Origin of the sequence: Acinetobacter calcoaceticus (genome assembly GCF_051947995.1) — a bacterium.
Taxonomy (GTDB): domain Bacteria; phylum Pseudomonadota; class Gammaproteobacteria; order Pseudomonadales; family Moraxellaceae; genus Acinetobacter.
This window is the reverse complement of sequence record NZ_JBLVVH010000006.1, coordinates 122,652-140,762: the sequence shown is the minus strand read 5'-3', so window position 1 is coordinate 140,762 and position 18,111 is coordinate 122,652. Positions and strand designations below refer to the sequence as shown.

19 protein-coding genes and 3 tRNA genes are annotated in these 18,111 nt (G+C 42.0%); 6 read left to right on the top strand and 16 right to left on the bottom strand.

The genetic code is table 11. The features are described 5' to 3' along the window. The first annotated feature begins 127 nt into the window (after nucleotides 1–127). Nucleotides 128–550, top strand: coding sequence for a hypothetical protein (locus ACNQO6_RS12930; RefSeq protein ID WP_440209227.1), 423 nt, complete (start codon nucleotides 128–130; stop codon nucleotides 548–550). A 55-nt stretch (nucleotides 551–605) separates the two neighbouring features. Here the strand turns inward: ACNQO6_RS12930 and ACNQO6_RS12925 are convergent, their stop codons facing one another. The 3 genes from ACNQO6_RS12925 to folD all read right to left on the bottom strand — a co-directional run bounded on the left by ACNQO6_RS12925 (nucleotide 606) and on the right by folD (nucleotide 2,597). Further along, nucleotides 606–887: a GNAT family N-acetyltransferase gene (locus tag ACNQO6_RS12925; protein WP_440209226.1), complete on the bottom strand. Its 282-nt coding sequence runs from the start codon at nucleotides 885–887 to the stop codon at nucleotides 606–608. A gap of 144 nt (nucleotides 888–1,031) precedes the next feature. Then, the gene (locus ACNQO6_RS12920; protein ID WP_005288333.1) at nucleotides 1,032–1,700 is read right to left on the bottom strand and encodes a class I SAM-dependent methyltransferase; all 669 of its coding nucleotides are present in this window, start codon (nucleotides 1,698–1,700) and stop codon (nucleotides 1,032–1,034) included. A gap of 48 nt (nucleotides 1,701–1,748) precedes the next feature. After that, a complete protein-coding gene (gene folD, locus ACNQO6_RS12915) occupies nucleotides 1,749–2,597 on the bottom strand; it encodes a bifunctional methylenetetrahydrofolate dehydrogenase/methenyltetrahydrofolate cyclohydrolase FolD (RefSeq protein ID WP_032874545.1) in 849 nt (282 codons plus the stop codon). Between the two features lie 152 nt (nucleotides 2,598–2,749). Between folD and ACNQO6_RS12910 the strand changes: the two genes are divergently transcribed. After that, a tRNA-Cys gene (locus tag ACNQO6_RS12910) sits at nucleotides 2,750–2,823 on the top strand. A gap of 8 nt (nucleotides 2,824–2,831) precedes the next feature. Beyond that, nucleotides 2,832–2,917: transfer RNA gene (locus ACNQO6_RS12905), tRNA-Leu, on the top strand. A gap of 124 nt (nucleotides 2,918–3,041) precedes the next feature. Here ACNQO6_RS12905 and ACNQO6_RS12900 read toward each other — a convergent pair. After that, the gene (locus ACNQO6_RS12900) at nucleotides 3,042–4,820 is read right to left on the bottom strand and encodes an alkaline phosphatase D family protein (protein ID WP_440209225.1); all 1,779 of its coding nucleotides are present in this window, start codon (nucleotides 4,818–4,820) and stop codon (nucleotides 3,042–3,044) included. A gap of 213 nt (nucleotides 4,821–5,033) precedes the next feature. Here ACNQO6_RS12900 and ACNQO6_RS12895 point away from each other — a divergent pair. Beyond that, nucleotides 5,034–5,119: transfer RNA gene (locus tag ACNQO6_RS12895), tRNA-Leu, on the top strand. Nucleotides 5,120–5,249: 130 nt separating this feature from the next. Here ACNQO6_RS12895 and pgaD read toward each other — a convergent pair. The 7 genes from pgaD to ACNQO6_RS12860 all read right to left on the bottom strand — a co-directional run bounded on the left by pgaD (nucleotide 5,250) and on the right by ACNQO6_RS12860 (nucleotide 11,984). Next, the gene (pgaD, locus tag ACNQO6_RS12890; protein WP_440209224.1) at nucleotides 5,250–5,666 is read right to left on the bottom strand and encodes a poly-beta-1,6-N-acetyl-D-glucosamine biosynthesis protein PgaD; all 417 of its coding nucleotides are present in this window, start codon (nucleotides 5,664–5,666) and stop codon (nucleotides 5,250–5,252) included. Nucleotides 5,667–5,699: 33 nt separating this feature from the next. After that, nucleotides 5,700–6,956: a poly-beta-1,6-N-acetyl-D-glucosamine synthase gene (gene pgaC, locus ACNQO6_RS12885; RefSeq protein ID WP_440209223.1), complete on the bottom strand. Its 1,257-nt coding sequence runs from the start codon at nucleotides 6,954–6,956 to the stop codon at nucleotides 5,700–5,702. A gap of 13 nt (nucleotides 6,957–6,969) precedes the next feature. Next, nucleotides 6,970–8,967 carry a poly-beta-1,6-N-acetyl-D-glucosamine N-deacetylase PgaB gene (pgaB, locus tag ACNQO6_RS12880; protein ID WP_005288343.1) on the bottom strand — a complete coding sequence of 666 codons (1,998 nt, stop codon included), beginning with the start codon at nucleotides 8,965–8,967 and terminating at the stop codon, nucleotides 6,970–6,972. 254 nt (nucleotides 8,968–9,221) lie between these two features. Continuing rightward, nucleotides 9,222–9,623, bottom strand: a complete 402-nt coding sequence (locus ACNQO6_RS12875; protein WP_440209222.1) for a hypothetical protein — start codon at nucleotides 9,621–9,623, stop codon at nucleotides 9,222–9,224. Between the two features lie 363 nt (nucleotides 9,624–9,986). Continuing rightward, nucleotides 9,987–10,328, bottom strand: coding sequence for an FKBP-type peptidyl-prolyl cis-trans isomerase (locus tag ACNQO6_RS12870; RefSeq protein ID WP_440209221.1), 342 nt, complete (start codon nucleotides 10,326–10,328; stop codon nucleotides 9,987–9,989). Between the two features lie 30 nt (nucleotides 10,329–10,358). Then, a complete protein-coding gene (locus tag ACNQO6_RS12865; RefSeq protein WP_440209220.1) occupies nucleotides 10,359–10,889 on the bottom strand; it encodes a YaeQ family protein in 531 nt (176 codons plus the stop codon). 81 nt (nucleotides 10,890–10,970) lie between these two features. Next, entirely contained in the window at nucleotides 10,971–11,984 is a 1,014-nt protein-coding gene (locus ACNQO6_RS12860; RefSeq protein WP_440209219.1) for a CobW family GTP-binding protein, read from the bottom strand. Between the two features lie 478 nt (nucleotides 11,985–12,462). Here ACNQO6_RS12860 and ACNQO6_RS12855 point away from each other — a divergent pair, with 478 nt between their 5' ends. Beyond that, a complete protein-coding gene (locus ACNQO6_RS12855; protein WP_009511294.1) occupies nucleotides 12,463–12,654 on the top strand; it encodes a hypothetical protein in 192 nt (63 codons plus the stop codon). A gap of 144 nt (nucleotides 12,655–12,798) precedes the next feature. On the opposite strand, the gene ACNQO6_RS12850 is transcribed toward ACNQO6_RS12855, so the two are convergent. From ACNQO6_RS12850 to ACNQO6_RS12840, 3 genes are all read right to left on the bottom strand, one after another. Then, nucleotides 12,799–13,314, bottom strand: a complete 516-nt coding sequence (locus ACNQO6_RS12850) for an acyl-CoA thioesterase (protein ID WP_199949870.1) — start codon at nucleotides 13,312–13,314, stop codon at nucleotides 12,799–12,801. A gap of 214 nt (nucleotides 13,315–13,528) precedes the next feature. Next, nucleotides 13,529–14,152, bottom strand: a complete 624-nt coding sequence (locus tag ACNQO6_RS12845) for a MarC family protein (protein WP_343581620.1) — start codon at nucleotides 14,150–14,152, stop codon at nucleotides 13,529–13,531. 62 nt (nucleotides 14,153–14,214) lie between these two features. After that, nucleotides 14,215–14,631 (bottom strand): J517_1871 family lipoprotein, encoded by a 417-nt coding sequence (locus ACNQO6_RS12840; protein ID WP_343581621.1) that lies wholly within the window; start codon nucleotides 14,629–14,631, stop codon nucleotides 14,215–14,217. Between the two features lie 319 nt (nucleotides 14,632–14,950). Between ACNQO6_RS12840 and ACNQO6_RS12835 the strand changes: the two genes are divergently transcribed. After that, nucleotides 14,951–15,286 carry a hypothetical protein gene (locus tag ACNQO6_RS12835; RefSeq protein ID WP_343581622.1) on the top strand — a complete coding sequence of 112 codons (336 nt, stop codon included), beginning with the start codon at nucleotides 14,951–14,953 and terminating at the stop codon, nucleotides 15,284–15,286. 204 nt (nucleotides 15,287–15,490) lie between these two features. Here the strand turns inward: ACNQO6_RS12835 and ACNQO6_RS12830 are convergent, their stop codons facing one another. Next, entirely contained in the window at nucleotides 15,491–16,378 is an 888-nt protein-coding gene (locus tag ACNQO6_RS12830) for an ArgP/LysG family DNA-binding transcriptional regulator (RefSeq protein ID WP_440209218.1), read from the bottom strand. A gap of 242 nt (nucleotides 16,379–16,620) precedes the next feature. Next, a complete protein-coding gene (locus ACNQO6_RS12825; RefSeq protein WP_440209217.1) occupies nucleotides 16,621–17,784 on the bottom strand; it encodes an MFS transporter in 1,164 nt (387 codons plus the stop codon). Nucleotides 17,785–18,111: the final 327 nt, after the last annotated feature.

Here is an 18,111-nt window from a genome sequence, read left to right as displayed (position 1 = left end):
TCGAAAACGAAAATTCTTTCTTTAACTTTGAACATAAAAACGATGAATAGCCCGTGTTTTAAAGATAACTCACAATAAAAAACTGTTTTTATGCGATACTAAAAGCAGAAATAACAGGACCATTGATATGAAAAAAACGAATTTATTCTTTCTTGTAAGCGGTACTCTTCTTATTGCAGCCTGTCAAAGCAGTCCACATCAATATAATGGTGTGACTGGCTACCAAATTGAAAATAAAACAACGACTTCGGCAACGATTGCCTACACACTGGCGGCACATAGCAATCGTGATATTGATGAGAAAAAGTTACAACATGCCTGCAAACAGGTCTTAGGTACAGAAAAAAACTACAAAATTTCAGTGCTTAGCGTCAATGAAATTATGAATCCGACCCAACAAGAACAATATGGCGTCAAGCTTGGTAACAGTCGCGCAACTTTTGGCCTATCAAACTCGCCAGATTTCAATAATAGCGAAGGTTATGCGACTCGTCAGGCACTTGAAGCTCGTCCTGCAACCTTAAAAGTGGTACGTTACAGCTGTTCTTAATCAGAACGATTGTTTAAACAAAGGATATCTCCGGCCCTGGAGATATCCTTTTTTATTATTTTAAAACGTCATGAATCGAGAGATCTTTATCAAACACCGATTTTGCAAACGGACATAAAGGAATGACTTTCACCTGACGTTCACGCACAAAGGCAATCAACTCCTTTAACAGCGTATGCCCTACACCTTGCCCACGAAATTGATCATCGACATCTGTATGGTCAATAATGAGCATACTGTCTCCCGCCCAGGTATATGCCATTTCACCTGCCAGCAGCTCACCTTCAAACAACTTAAAAGCGCCGTGTTTGCCATCGTCAACGTGTTCAATTCCCATAGGATGCTCCATTTATGTTCTATTTAATGCCATCTTACAACGTCATTACCGATCTTCTATGTTTTAACATGGGCTTGGGCCGTGCTGTGTTAAGATTTTATATTTAACCATCTGACGATAAGCTCATCCTGAACCTGCCTGATGTTATTTGGTTCGATAAAAGCTCACATTACGGAACTCTTTTGATTCATCCAGATCTGGCCAGGTAGTGGCACTGCGCTCGTCAATTTTTAGATATTGCGGATGACTAAAGTTCTTGACCCGACTATCTGCCACCCAGACCTCAGGTGCAAACTTCAGGAATTCATCCAGAAAGAAACGATTACATTGATCGTAGAGCACATCTGCAGCTAACAATACGTCGACTTGCCCGGACTGATACAAATCATCCAGATACTCCAGCTCCACATCATTCAATAATGCATTTTCACGACATGATGCCAGACTGACCGGATCAATATCACAGCAAATCACCCGCTTCGCACCCGCCATTTTTGCGGCAATGGCAACTACACCCGACCCAGCACCAAAGTCCAGCACCACTTTATCTTTGACATGATGCGGCTCTGCCAATAACCATTGCGCCATGGCCAAACCGGACGCCCAGCAAAAAATCCAGTACGGTGTTTCATTCCAGATACGTCGAATCACCTCATCATCTAAACGGTCTGTTGGAAATACCGGAGGAATCAACCACAGTGAAATCGGCGTTTCAGGTAGCTGTTGTGCCAGCAAATCGGTGTTTGGAATGACCTCATGCAATGCTTTCAGCAATTGCTCAGGTGCCTTGGCAAATTGAAATGTACAACTCATATAGATTTAGTTCTAAAAAAACCCCTCTTGGCGAGGGGTTATCAATGCTTATCCTAATGCTTTTTCAGCAGCTTCTACAGTTTGACGAATCAAGGTGGTAATTGTCATCGGACCCACGCCACCCGGCACTGGGGTATAAGCTGAAGCAATCTCTTCAATACCCACCAACTGGATATCACCTACACCGCCACCATCACGTGGATGGAAACCGGCATCCACCACAACTGCGCCTTGCTTGATCCAGTCTTTTTGGATCAGTTCAGCTTTACCCACTGCACCCACAATAATATCGGCCTGTTTCACCAGTTCCGCTAAGTTTTGAGTACGAGAATGGCAAATGGTCACAGTCGCATTGGCTTGTAATAGCATCATCGCCATCGGTTTACCCAAAATAGCAGAACGGCCCACAACAACTGCATGCTTACCCGCAATTTCAATCTTGTTTTCTTGCAAAATGGTCATGATACCCGCCGGAGTCGCTGAACCATAAGCGGTTTCGCCCATCGCCATACGACCAAAACCTAAACAAGTCACCCCATCTACATCTTTTGCCAATGAAATCGCATCAAAACATGCTCTTTCATCAATTTGTTCAGGCACCGGATGTTGCAACAGGATCCCGTGAACATCAGGATTGGCATTTAATTTTTCAATTTCAGCCAAAAGCTGTTCAGTTGTGGTTTCTTTTGGAAGCTCAACCTTAAGCGAATCCATCCCGACACGGCGGCAGGCATTACCCTTCATACGCACATAAGTTGCAGATGCACCATCATCGCCAACCAGAATGGTGGCCAAGATTGGGGTACGTCCCGATTTTGCTTTTAATGCTTCTACACGTACCAACAAATCCGTTTCAATTTGTTTTGCTAATGCACGACCGTCTAAAACCAATGCCACAGCACATCTCCAAAGTGGGTATGAATGAATTGGGTAAATAATACATGATAATTTGAGCAATATTCTTTTAGATGTTGTTTTTATGTGCATATTCGCGATAAACACTATTGTTTTTTTTTTAAAGATTGCTAATATGTGCATCACCAAGAGATGGCGGGGTGGCAGAGTGGTCATGCAGCGGACTGCAACTCCGTGTACGCCGGTTCGATTCCGACCTCCGCCTCCATTGGTAAAGCCCGAGTGGTGAAATCGGTAGACACAGGGGATTTAAAATCCCCCGCCCACAAAGCGTGCCAGTTCGAGTCTGGCCTCGGGCACCATCTTTCAGCTAATGAAGCATGGTGCAGATAAAAATCCAGCGTAAGCTGGTTTTTTTATGTTTGAAATTTGGAACATCATAAAAAAGCCAAGTAAATTGACTTGGCTCCCTACCACGCTTGAAACTTAAGCCACTTGCTGCCCTGTTTTGACTGCGACTAAGTTTTTATCCAGCGTTAAATGATAGCCACGGCTCTGATCAACAGCATAGTCAGACTTTTTGATCGAATCCAGATAAATCCATTGTGATTGAACCTGCGCTGTATCAAATTGAACCATTAAATAACCTCTTTGATTTAAGTTGCAGTAATTCAACTCATCAATCAAGGTGGTAAAGGCAAATTCAAATTGTTGTAGCTGCGCCAATGGAATATCTAAATATTTTTCCAAACCAGGTGAAGATACCGAACTGGTCGCCAACTCCACCCCAACAAAGACACCATCTTTACTATATAAGTTCGATGACCATGCATTATGAGTATCCCCTGCCAGCACCACGACTTTTTTCTTGAGTTGTGCCAAAGCAGCGTACACAATCTCACGCTCAGCAAAATAACCATCCCATGCATCTAAGTTATAAGGTGCAACAGTTAATACACGTGCTTTTTCTTGTGCCGTTAACGTCGGATCACCTTTCTGTAAACGGATTTTCAGGGTCATCAGCTCGGCAATCTGCGCATTCATCTTTTCTAAGGTGCCCGTACTTGGCTTTCCTGAAGTAATTTCTGCCAATGCAAATAATAACTCAGCAGGCACCAGCATCTTGGTCATTAGAATTTGCTGACCAAGTACATTCCAGTTTGCTGTCGACTGTTGCAGTTTTCCAATTAGCCAGTCACGTTGGGTATAGCCCATTAGAGTACGTGCTGGATTAGTTAAATCCGCCTGGAATCTGGCAATATCCAAACCATTTGCTGTCATATACTCGGCATAATCCAGTTGTTGATCACGCGCAATAATACGGGTATCCAGCATCATCAAATTCACCAGCCCACCAAAGTCAAACTGGCGATAAATCTTGGTATGTTGCTCATCCACTGGACGAATCGGCATCCATTCAAAATAAGCCTGTAAAGCCGCCAACTTTCTTTCTAAAAACTTACCTTCATTCTTTGCTTGTGGAGTTTCTTCAGTATGATTTTCCGCCCCTTCCCGCCATGCATCATTGGCTAACTCATGGTCATCCCAAATCACAATAAACGGATGACGTTGATGCAATGCCTGCAAGTCTTTATCTTTACGATACAGTGCATAACGCTTGCGATAATCATCCAGCTTGATAATTTCCTTATCATTATCTGCAGGCAATGTCCGTCCTAGCTCCTTCGCTTCTTCTGTCGCATAGCCATTGGCACCATATTCATAAATATAATCGCCCAGATGAATGACCACATCGACATTTTGCTTGGCCATTTCACGATACACATAGAAATAGCCTGCTGGATAATTCGAGCATGAACATACCGCAAAACTGACTTTTGTCGCACTACTTGGCAAAGTCTTGGTTTGACCGATAGGTGAAACCTTATCTCCAAAGATAAAACGGTAGAAATAGCTTTGATCTGCTTTTAAACCTGTGGCATCGACCTTCACGGTAAAATCATAGGCTGCCGTTGTCATGACTTTATCGGTTTTAATGATTTGCTTGAATTGCTGATCTAAAGCGATTTCCCAGGTCACTTGCAGACGCGCACTACTCTCGCTTGGCGTCAAGCGTGTCCACAAGATCACGCGATCCTGCAATGGATCACCACTGGCAACTCCATGTTCAAAATTCACTTGCAATGTTGCTGTCTCTCGATCTGAGCTGTCGTTACAGCCCGTCACCCCCGCAGTTAAAGACAACGCCCCGAAACCGAATAGACTTTTTTGAATGAGTTCCCGCCGTGAAATTTTTGCTGTCATTTGGATAGCTACCTTTACTTTTATTGGTTTAAATAAATGAGTAAAGTTAATTCGCCAACATGAAGCTTTAATCTCAGTTTGATGAAAGAATCATGAAAGTTATATGACAATGCTTAATTTTCATCAGACAAACATCTGAATCGCTTGAAAAGAAAGCAAATAGTGAGTTTTACTCTTGCCAAGTTTTAAAGTGTCCTCTATTATTGCGCACATGCCCGAGTGGTGAAATCGGTAGACACAGGGGATTTAAAATCCCCCGCCCACAAAGCGTGCCAGTTCGAGTCTGGCCTCGGGCACCATTTTTCAGCTAATGGAAGATGGTGCAAATAAAGATCCAGCGTAAGCTGGTTTTTTTATGCCTGAAATTTAGAAAGATAAAATAAAAATGCCCGAGAAAAAACTCAGGCATTCACTCTAAAACAGCAAAGATTATTCCACCCGAATAATTTTACCATTCTCATCATGATGTACGATACTGACCTTCTGCTGACGCCCTGCCTGAATTTCTTGCTCAGGTAGTTCAAAATAACGTGCATAATCAGGAAGTGTTTTTTCCACTACATGTTTTTGATGTACACGTTTGGCCGGTAACAGCCCCCAAAGCAATAAGGCAACTGCACACATGAACAGGGCTGTTACACCATGCTCAATGCCATCACTAAATGCCGACATCAAACGCTGGGCAATATGAGTCTTTTGTAATTCAACCAAGACCCAGACCAAGATAAATGGGCGCCATAATAATAACCACGCCGCCCACATCATTGCGGTGGTTGTGGTCGAAAAATAACGTTTATGCCATGGGAGCTGGCGACGTACATCAATAATCAAACTGTCTGCTTTCATTGCTTGTTACTCAGCAAAATGAATCTTTGCGATTCAACGAATTCCACGATCTGGGCTAATCCAACGGGCACGCTTTTCATCATTACGCAACAGGACCTTTGGAAAGGCGACGATTGTAGCAGTAATCGTGATTAACCAAAACACAAACGGGTACCAAATCATCCAATAATAATTTTTCCCTAAGTTTGGCTCATAACGACTATCCATCCATTTGCTTAAAGCAAACTGAATTAGACAGGTTGTCCCCAATAAAATTCCACTACCGTAGGGTAAAAATGGTGAACTGACCACCGCCAGTGCCGGTATCGCAAGCACGAAATGCAATAACCAGATCACCGCCATAATAAGCATCAAATATGACCAAACGAGTGTCAAACACAGTTCAAACATCAAAGGCCATAAAAAATTTAATTTTGGTTTCAGGAAGACATCAATATTCTTGACCAGCACCTGTGCCCCACCCATCGCCCAACGCAAGCGCTGCTTCCACAATCCATTGAAAGTTTCAGGCATTAAAATCCACACCAGCGCATTCGGCTCAAAACGCACATCCCAACCGGCACGTTGCAATTTCCAGGTAATATCAATATCTTCGGTCAGCATGTTCGGTGACCAATAGTCCACCTGATGGACAGCACTTTTACGAAAAGCGGTAATCACCCCGGATACGGTAAATAAACGGCCAAAAGTACGCTGGGCACGCTTGATCATACCGACAATTGAAGAAAACTCTCCCACCTGAATCCGCCCAAGCAATGTTGAACGGGTACGGATTCGTGGATTGCCTGTTACCGCTGCAACCGTTGGGTCTTCCAGAAAATGTCGCATCATCCATGTAGCGGCATGCGGATCCAGCAATGCATCGCCATCAATTCCGATCAGGAATTCTGCATCGGTCATCAGACTGCCTGCTTGCAGCCCCATGGCCTTACCCTGATTTTGCGCTAAATGGACCACGCGCAATTTGTCGTACTGGGTCGCCAAGCGATCCAGTACTTCACCAGTATTGTCAGAACTACCATCATTAATGGCGATCACTTCAAAGTTTGGATAATCCAGTTTCAGTGCATGGCTAATGGTTTCTTCAGCATTGTCCCCTTCATTAAAACAGGGAACCAAAACCGCAACTTTTGGATACTCAGGTAAAGCAGCAGGTTGCAGATAAGGCGGATCCTGACGCTCTTTCCAGTAGAAAATAATTGCCCCGACCATCCACAAATACGACATGAACAAGGGATAGTAAAAAACAAACTTAATGGCATATGACCACAATAAAGCAAGCCAACTCATCTACATTACTCGACTATGGTACTAATTGAGATGATTTTAGACTAAAAGCCTTATGCATTGTTTCTACATCTGGGTGGCCTTTGATCGGATCGTCAGGATAATAGGCAATATGCATCGCCCCCTGTTCATATAAAGACTTAATGGTCGCTGACATTTCCTCGGAAGGCACTTTTTCATTATTGCGCCAGTTAATGGCCTGTAGCTCCATTACGGTCTTTTTCACACCATTTGGATACTTCTTCACACGATTTAAAATATCGCTATAGAATTTTTCCGGATTCTCAGATTGCTCCATATAAGGCATGGCCATAATCGCGGTAAAGTCATAACGATTCAGTGATTGCTCCAACGACTGGGCATACCAGTTTTCCGCATAAGGATTTAACGCCACCTGCGCATATAAATTACGCGCAGTCACCAGGAAAGGTTGATATTGACGGACTTCTCCTGCCAGTTCCATTGCGAAATCATCTAAATAGCGTGTCTTATACGCCGTCCATTTTTGCAAATCAGCGTCATTATCACGAATCTTTGCCAAGTCAGTCGGCAGACCTTGCTTAGCATAAGCAGCCAAAGCTTCTGGGCTCGCATCTTCGTAGTCAGACAAGGTCACATCATCATGGAACAACAGGCCATCAAATGGCGTCGATTTTGCCAGATCCTGATAAATTTCTTTAATGGTTTGACGCGCTTCTGGCGAGAATGGGCTGAGACGGATATAGCCCATATTTAAATGGTCACCTTCTTTTGCCTGCTGCGTTTCCACCAGATCTTTGGATACCGGATCGGTTTTAGGCAGTTCCCAAGCCAATAATGGCATCCATGCATAGAGACGCTGTACAGGGGTACGGGTCTGGATTTGCCAAGCCACACGGTTAAACAAGTCTGCACGCATTGGAATATGACGATTCGGGAAATACACCATATCCGCTGAGCCGTTGGCGTCCGGGTCAGAGAAGGCTTGTAAATAGACGGTATTGACGCCCATGCCATTAATACGGTCAATCAAATGATCGAGATTACGTTCTTGCTGCTTCTCATCCGGATCATAAATATAGTCCAGATCCACATGCATGATTTTTTGCGGACGATTATTGTCGTTCAGGTTCAGTTCACGGTTTTTAATTTCCTGCGCCAGTGCACTGGTCGACATACTGCCCTGAATCAGGATACGACTCATATTCTGTAAGGATTGCTTGGCATGATCTGCCCCATCGTCCAGCGTGATAGTAATCGGCATACCGAGCTGCTTCGCGGCTTGTACCAGTTGCATGTTATAGCGCCCATACGGCCAGACCATGACACGCGGTGAACGGAGACCATGTGCTTTTAATAGCTCATTATTCTTTTTCAGGTCACCAAAGACACGTGCCTGATAAGTTGCATCACTTTCATAGCTTTTGCTTTTTGGGTCATAAATGCGCGCAATCGCGGCAGGCTCCAGATTGCCTTGAGGATTGGCATTAATGCCTTGATGCAAATGGTAACTATGGCTGGCAATTTCCACCAGACCACTATTTTGCATGTCTTTCAACTCTTCCCAGCTCAAGATTTTATTGCGTGCAATTTCCTCACCGCCAAAGTCAACCTTCTGGCCCGCCTTAGGTTCTAACCATGACCCTACCACTGCCAGCACCACCGGAATTTTTTTGGCACGAATAATCGGATAGGCATTTTGGTAAAAAGATTGATAACCATCATCCACCGTCAACAACACCGGTTTTGCCGGCAGTCGATACTTGCCCTGATGTGCCTTGATCAACTGATCAACATTGATAAAGTGATAGCCATTCTTCTTGAGCCAGTCGATATGTTCACTGAACTGTTGTGCCGTCACCGAATAGCTAGGAATCAGCGCATCTTTCCTGTCTGTGATTTCATGATAGCCAATGACGGTTAAGGTGGTTGCATCGATTTTTGGTTTTGCAGCAAACGTAGTGGTGCTAGCAACCACGCCAAACACAAGACCTAAAACTGTATTTAAGGTCGGAGACACGAAACGTGTGGTCATAGAGATATCGTCTCAAGATTAGAAATGTGCTGATCGCAAAGCATGCCTGAAGCCTCTTACACTTTATTGAAACATCAGAGAATTTAAATGATCAGCTGGGAATATGGATTGTATTTATAATTTTAAAAACTGAAAATAAACTTAAAAGTATTTTTTATGAAATAAATCACAGGATAACTGGAGTTTTATTAACAAAAATCTAAAAACTCCTAAGATGACACGCAACATTAGGAGTTTTCGAGTCGTGATTGGCTTTAATACTGGATGGACTGAAAATTCGGATCGTCTGCGAGCTGCTGTAAATAGTGCCGTTCTTTTTGATAAAAATATTTATTTAAACGGTTCACCCATTCTCCACGGCGGAAGGTCAATATTTTTTTATGCACACCATCATATTCCAGTAATACCACATTACTGTCATCTTCGCCTGTGGCTAAACGGGTCAATTTATAATCATGCGGCGCATATGGATGCGATGGCTGCAATGATCTTAAAATTTCGACTTTATACTCACCATCCAGCCAGTAATGTTTATCGATCAGGGCTTTTTCATTGACCCAGAAACCGGTTTCCGCACCATCATGGGTATCAATCAGAAAAAAATGATCCAGCTCCCTTAACAACTCTGATGCAGTGATATCCAAATAATCATTCATACCCACCTCTACTCACTCAAATTCTTATCGTTGCTTATGCTATTTTTTTATCATGGCTCAACTACAAGTGGTCTTGCCCCCGCCACCCGTAATCACCCAAAGCACAAATGATCATGACCTGTAGTGAATAATGGAGTTTTGCAACAGTATCATCAAAAATTGCGCTTTTCATTCAAACATATACAGGAGCGTATATAGAATCAATATTTTTCTCTTGGGTTGTTCTATAATTCAGATAAAAGAAATTTATTTAAAAATCATAAAGTTATTTAAAGATTATATTTATAATAATATGTACTTGATTTTAAAGTGATTTAGCTAAAAACCAGACTAAATCACCTTCATTGCTACGCTACAAAAATGTTATTCGTCGCGGGTTTTTACATCAAAAAGTTCGATCTCAAAGGTCAGATTGGCATTGGCCGGAATAATTTTTCCAATCTTACGCGCTCCATAAGCCAAGTGTGCTGGCACAATCAGTTTACGCTTTCCACCCACGCGCATGCCCATAATGCCCTGATCCCAACCCTTGATCACACGGCCTGTCCCAATCACGGTTTCAAAATAGTTGCCACGATCCAGTGAAGAATCAAACTTTGTGCCATCTTCCAGCCATCCGGTATAGTGAGTCGTGATTAAAGCACCACGCACTGCCTCTTTGCCTTCGCCGACTTTTAAATCAATAATTTCTAATTCTGCGCTCATTTCTATCTCTCCAAATTACTCAAACCAAGATTATTGCAATTGTTGCCATTGAATGTCGACCTGGCCTTTGTCGCTGAGCAAGGACCATTCGCCATCCATGATATTCAGCTGTAATTGCATGGTACGTTCGCATAAGTCTTCAAGTGCTTGTGTGGTTTGAGGGGCCAATTGCCACACTTGTACATTGTTTAAGGTTTTAATCTTGCTGTTCTTCTGCCACCAGTCATCTGCTTGCGAGCCGTACGTCACGACAGCCACCTGCTTACAACGGGCACTGGCCTTTTTGACTTTATCTTCCGATGGGCAACCCACTTCAATCCACTTTTCTAACAACCCTGTAAGGTCTTTTTGCCATAAAGCAGGCTCATCTGTTTCAAACAGGTCTTTGGTAAATTCCAGACGCTCATCGGCAAAACGCGCATAAGCAAGGATACGAACCATTAAACGCTCGATCGTTTCGGATGGATGCAATGCCAGTGTCAGTTGATAATCTGCATAGATATGCTCATCCATATTCGCAATATTCAGGTCTGCCTTATATATTGTTGCTTTTAACGCCATAAACGATACTCTTAAAATACGGTACACTCAAATTTGGCGCTAAGCATACTCTATTTTGCTGGCAAGAATACGCTGAATTATTCAGGTGATCGATGAATCTTCAGGATTGCGACAAGCCAGTAACTGGGTCTCAAATGCCAGCCAATCCTGCTCAGACTGCGTAATCACCTCAATCCGGTTATCAATCCCTTCTTCGGCAGATTTATAGTTAAATTGCTGTGGATTGAAATTAAAACTTTTCCAGCCCTGATCGGTATGAAAAATTCCCTTGATCCGTACCCAGTCTTGCTGTGTACACAACAGATCCAGCAGCTCATAAAAATTGAACTGCCAACGTTTGGGAAGTTTCCAGCCTGCAACCGTATACCCCTGAGCCGTCTCAATATAGTGATAAGGCAGCTGTTTAATTTCAGCAACTGGTGCAGGCGTCGGTTGTGTATGTTGTAGCTTTAATAAAGGCTGGATTTTACGTTGCATTGCTTGCTGCTGAATATCCAATTGTTGAATATCCACTTGCCCATTTTCAGCTTCTATCCAATATTGAACATAGGTTTCATAGTCTTGTTTTAATGCAGTATAAGCCTGACGGTCCTCTTCAGTCATACAGTCAATATGGGATAGCACCACAATTTGTGCCGCTTTGAGTTGATCTGTATATAGGTTTTGCTTGACCCACTGCTCATCATGTAAACGGCTACCATCCACCACGATCACTAAAGCCCGCATCGCCAAACTGCTTTGCCAGTGTGGCTCAGTCAGTTGTTCCAGAAGTTGCGCAGGATGACCTAAACCGGTCGGCTCGATAAATAAACGGTCAGGTTTACTTTCAGTTAATAGTCGTGCAAGCGCAATTTGCATCGGCAATTGACTACTACAACATAGGCAGCCGCCCAATAGCTCTTTGACTGCATAACCTTGTTGCTGGCTAATCAATTGTTGATCGACACCAATTTGGCCAAACTCGTTCATCAAGATTGCCCAAGTCTCATTCTCAGGTTTTTGCGTCAATAAGTGCTGTAATAACGTGGTCTTACCTGCTCCTAGAAAACCGGAAATAATATGGGTGGGGACCATTTTGGGCGCAAGAAATTTCACTAGGCACTCGCATTAAAAATTTATTTCATTCTAAAGAGAAAAATTGATTAAATAAATTAAAGAATATCGATTGATAGAGTATGGTTCTTATCACACCAATCCACAATAAAGCCAAACATATCACACTCAACATCTAAAAATATTATTTAATCTAAAAAAACAAATGGTTTATTCAATTAATCAATATTCGTTAAACTTAAATCAATGTTTAAAATACGTAAAAAATCCGATTGTTTTTTGACCACAAAAACATATTTCCATACATTTTCATCCTTAATTTCTCCATGCTATTTTACAGAGCAACTACATAAAGCGACGCAATATTTCATATTGTTAAGAAGGACGTAATAGATTGTTAAGGATGTTGCTGCAAAAACGTTTGGCCCATAGCATGGACCTCATGCCGAAATGAGAGATTTGGATTGCCTGAATCCTCCATTGATGGCTGTTATTTTAAAATGAAATAAGGATGCCAAACATGAAACTTATCAAAACTCTTCTTGCAACAACTCTTACTCTTGCAGCAGCTTCTTCTTTTGCAGCAACAGCTGAAGAACAAGCTCAAACTCAGGACAGAGTTGTTGTCTCTACTCAAGAGCAACCTGGTACCCAAGCTGCGACTGACGCAACTGCTGAAGCACCTGCATCTACACCAGCACCAACTAACTAAGCAGATCTAAAGGTTGCCTCCAAACCTTTAGACCAACATCGGTAATGATCTAACGCTTATTTCATTACCAATGTCAAAAAAGATCGGACCATGCTGCGGTCCGATTTTTATTTGTGAACAAGCTAAAAACTTAAATCATGAACATTAAGTCGTCTTTTTAAACATGCTGCATGAGGGCTGGTGCACTTCTTGCAAACGTGTTGCTTTGCGTTGCTCTGCTGCCTCAAAACGGCAACGTTTCCATTCCGTATCCAGATTTAATGGGGGAACTTGTTTTGGCTTGCGCTGCTCATCCACTGCAACCATGGTGAAATAACAGGTATTGGTATGACGTATGGTTCTATTCTGGATATGTTGTGCTTCAACACGAATACCGATTTCCATGGAAGTGCGCCCAACATGATTGACACTGGCCAGAAATGTGACCAGTTCCCCGACATAAATCGGTTCTTTAAAATTCACGCGGTCAACCGATAAAGTCACCACATAACTTCCTGAGTATCGACTTGCACAAGCATATGCAACCTGATCGAGCAACTTGAGAATGGTGCCACCATGGACATTGCCTGAAAAATTTGCCATGTCTGGGGTCATCAAAACGGTCATGGTCAACTCTGACTGGTCGTCAGGTGCCTGGTTCGCTTGATCTAATTGATACATGAGAACAGCTCATAAAGAATGCTACCTGATTATTATCGTTGATTCATGCCCATAAAAATATGCGCAAAATGCTAAAACATCATCAGTTATTTTTATGATCTGTCTATTTATTCATTTAAAATAGTGACATTAAAGCTGTTTCTACAGGGGGAGAATGAGACCAGATCGCCCCTAGAAACAGCCTCAATTTCCGCAATGCAGCGATTAAATCGCCTTAGCCTAAATTGGCTGAGCGAATCAGACCGACTACACCATTGACAATCATATCAATCGCAATCGTTCCTATCAGCAAGGCAGATAAACGCCCAACAATATCAAAATACCGGTCAATATATTTGGCATGTTTATAACGAAGATGATCGTGACCAAATTTCATCAGGATAAGAATACTACAGGTCAAAATCAAGGTAAGTGCAATAACCGCCATTGCACCGGTAAAAGGCACACTCACCCCGGTTACAACCGCCGCACTAATCGTACCCGGACCGATCATAAAAGGCATTGCAATTGTACCCGCCAGATGTTCAGGTGCACCACGCATCTCACCGATGGTTTCCGCTCCCTGAAACACATAACGATAGCCAATGACCAGAAAGATTAAACCGCCAAAAATCTGGAATGATTCAAAGCGAACATTCAGATAGCGACTAAAAATATTCTCGCCCCCCCATGCAAACAGGATAAACACCCCAAAAGCAATCAAACTCCCTTGAATCAACGCCTTGCTAAATATCTTGGCATCCGTATTACGGATCATCCCCACCATATAGACACTCATCAGGAAGGGATTTAAGAGTGAGAAAAACAATGCAAATGCATGAATATAAGGAGAAAACATAGTACTCTCGTGATCTGCGGAAAATATTAACAATGATCAGGATAAAAAATCAGATATTGAGTTTATGAAGCTGTGACCCGTGACTTGCAACGCGGTGTCACATACTTGTATTGATCATCTTTATTCAGATCCAATGTCACCCCGAGACCTAACAGGCTCATATGTATTTTTGCATTGCTATTATTTAATGCTTTCACATTAAATTTTACGCCTTGATCGCTGTACAGCACATTGTCGACCAGCTTCACCTTATAAGACATGGCTTCCTTACGATCATCCAGACACAAGACACCGCTCCCCTGACGATTCAGATTTAAAACCGCCATCGACGAGCCGGCTTCACCCGACCAACTCCCTGAAAATGGAATCTGGGTAGCAGTTAGCTGATTGAATTGGGATGGTGTCATGGTTGTTATCGAAGTACAGCCCACCAAAGCAAAAGCAAAAATCCCGGGTAATAAAATGTTCTTCACAACCATCACCTAAAGTAATAAAAACAAAAGAATTCCTATCATTTTCCCACATTTAAGCTTTTTTTAATTTGTACCGCATGTATATAGCTAGTATCGGAAATGTTAAGAAATTTAGATAGATCCAGCCTTACCCGACTATTTTTTCAATACAGACCTGAAAACAATAAATAAGGATGTAATTATAAAGATTTTGATTATGAGCTTAATAAACCAATATCCCTCTCTTTAAATACGAGCGCTTTGTAATCATTATTTTAAATCTAAAATTTTAACTTGATTTCTTTTGCATTCATCTGTAGATTTTCTTTTTGAGCGAGTAATTCAAATGACATTCCAAACGATCTTTGAAACCTTTCAAACACTTCCTAATGGAACGGATGCCTACAAACAAATTAAAAATCAATGCGAACAGGCAATAATCAATGCTGAAAACCCTCTCGAGCATTGCGCTTTATTGCTGGTTTATGGTTTTACCAAAAACTACGTTCTGCTCTATGAAGATCAACCGGTCACCCCTGAATTTTCTAATAAGGTCAAAGCCCAACTCACGCATTATATGCAAGAAATCAGTAATGCTTTGGCCACTAAAGATGCAGCATCTATCCTGACAGCCTTAAATCATGTATCCAAACAATATATAGATAGCTCTAGAATTTTCTAGTGCGTTAACGCTAAGGAAATAACAGACAAGGTTTATCTATTTTTCAGCGTCGCTTCTAAATAACGACTTATTATATTTTATACTGAGACTTTAATTTAGAAGTGACTTGATATAAATACAATATGAGATTTTTTAAATACTTCTCATATAATATGCCGCGCATCAAAACATATCATATATTTTAAAGAGAAACCATTATATACTCTAGATTAGAATTGCTTTCGCATGACTCACAATATGCTCAGTTAAAAGCTGTAAGGGCTTGGATTGCTGATTCCAGTGATGCCAGTACAAGGGTACTTCCATTTTTGCTTCAGGCAATAGCTCAACCAAAGCATCCTCATTCTTCTCAGTCACCAACTGCAACTCCGGCACCATGCCATAACCCAGTCCTAGCTTGATGGCGGTGACAAAAGATTCGGAAGACGGAATTAAATGACAGGGATAGCTGCCTTTCATCAAGCCAAAATGCTTTTCAAGTATATCGAAATGTAGCCGGTCCTTATGATTAAAAATAATCGCAGGCGTATGACGCAGATTTTCCCGGTCGATACCATGAGCAAACCACTTTTTTCTGAATGACGTAGTGGCTACCATTCGGTAACGCATCACACCCAAGTATTCTGCATGACAGCCACGCATTGGCTTTTCTTCAATTGAAATACAGGCACTGACAGTCCCCTTTTCCAGTAAAGAATAGGTATGTGACTGATCATCTGTTCTTAGCTCAATCACGATTTTTTGTTTGAGCAATAGCTCTTGCAACGCTGGCAGGAGCCAGGTTGCCAAAGAATCTTCATTAGAACCGATCACCGTCTTGAAAAAGTTGGCATCTCCTCCTCCCGTCAAACCATGCAGCAGGTTTTGTTCCAGCCGTTTTATGTGTTGCAAATACTCGAACAACTGCTGGCCGGCCTGAGTCAATACACAAGGACGACCGCGAATCAATAACAATTTGCCCAGCTCTTTTTCCAGCGCCTGTACCCTCAGCGTTACCGCTGAAGAAGTAATACAAAGCTTTGCCCCAGCCTGTTCAAAGCTTCCGTCTTCTGCAACAGCAAAGAAGGCTTCACATTGTTTATTGTCTAGCATCGCAAACCTTAAAAAAATTTAGATAATCTAAAACAATCTTAATTTTACTGATTTTTTACATTTAAAAAAGTAAGGGTAAATATAAACGTTCAATCTGAAAATTTTCCCATGCTTTGAAGCAATGGATCTCGGTAGTTTTAGATATCCTTCTAATTTAGCTTGCCATCGCTGGTTTTCCTCCAAGTGCTTGTGGATTTCCTGATATTGACCGTCACCCAGTACTTTGTCTTAATTGATGCAGATCAAAGCAGTCTTTTTCTTAAATAAACAATACTGAGTAACGCAAATGCCAAGCCGATAAAAGACGGCGCATAACCCAAAGGAGTTGCTAACAATCCAACCATCACTGAACCTGCGACTGCGCCCCCATAATTAAAAATATTCACGCGAGCAATAATTTCATCTCTTCGGGTTTCATCCAAACGGCCTACAGCAGAATATGTAAGTGGAACTAAGGCACCCACCGCTACACCAGCCAGTGCGAAACCTAAAATAACGGTAACGAGTGAATGGCTTACCCCGGATAACACACAGCCGAATGCCCCAATCAGAAGCGTGACCAAAGCAACCCATGACGCTGTTTTAAATTGCAGCAAATAATCCAGACCTAAACGGGTGAGTAAAATGCCAATCTGATAAGCGGCATAACCTAAAGGAGCCACAGTTGCCGAGCTGGCTAAAACATCTTTGAGATAAATTGAACTCCATGTACTGATGGCAGAATCGACCGTAAATACAATCAGAATAATCATCCCAAAAATGAGAAGTTGTTGATATGGAATCACTGCTTTCTGTGGTGAAGGTAATTCTGAAGATTGTTTCTGCTGAAATAACCAATGTCTCGAGAGTTGCGAGATGATCAATGCAATCAATGCGGCGATATATAATGCAGTCGTTGCGCCAAGTGAAGTTGAAACAGTGGCTGACATCATTAATGCACCCAAAAATGCCGCCGCTGTGTAACAAGCAAAAAAACCACCAAATACACTTTTACCAAGCCGCTGTTCCATGATTACAGCCTGCATATTCAGTGCCGCATCTAAACAGCCTAGTCCAAGCCCATAAAGCAAAAAGCTGGCAATCATCAGCATCACATCTGGACTAAATGCAGCAATTGCGATTCCAACAGCTTCAAGCACAAAACCCGCCACCACAGCAAGCCGCGATCCGAACTTGACTGCGGTACGGTCAGCAAGAACCGAACCGAGCGCCGCTGCTATGCATACCCCTAGAATAATCAAAGATAACTGATCATCAGACAGCCTGAAGCGGCCTTTTATGCTGGGAAGTGCGGTCATTACGGTCGCGTAGCCAAGACCTTGTGTCGCAAAACCAAGCGCAATTACTTTCCGTGTTTTACTGGAAATTCCATCGTTTACACTTTGGATAGGAAGATTGAGATCCATGCCTGACTCACTGACTTATTTTTTAAAATATTTATTTAGAGATTTAATCGAACACGTCCTGTGTCGACTGTTTTTAATTTTTATTTAAAACTACGCTCAAAATAAGGGTATTAATTATAAATAAAGGGGGGAAATTCGGACACCGATATCTCAACATAACGGAATTAGATAGGCCCATCTTAAAAACTAAAAAAAATTTAGGTAAACCAAAACAATCTTAATTTTACTGACTTTTAAAATTTAAAAAAGATAATAGCAAACATAAATTTTCATTGTGGAACATCTCCCTTCTTTCAGCGTCTAAGTCATTGCGATGTCTGATCTTAA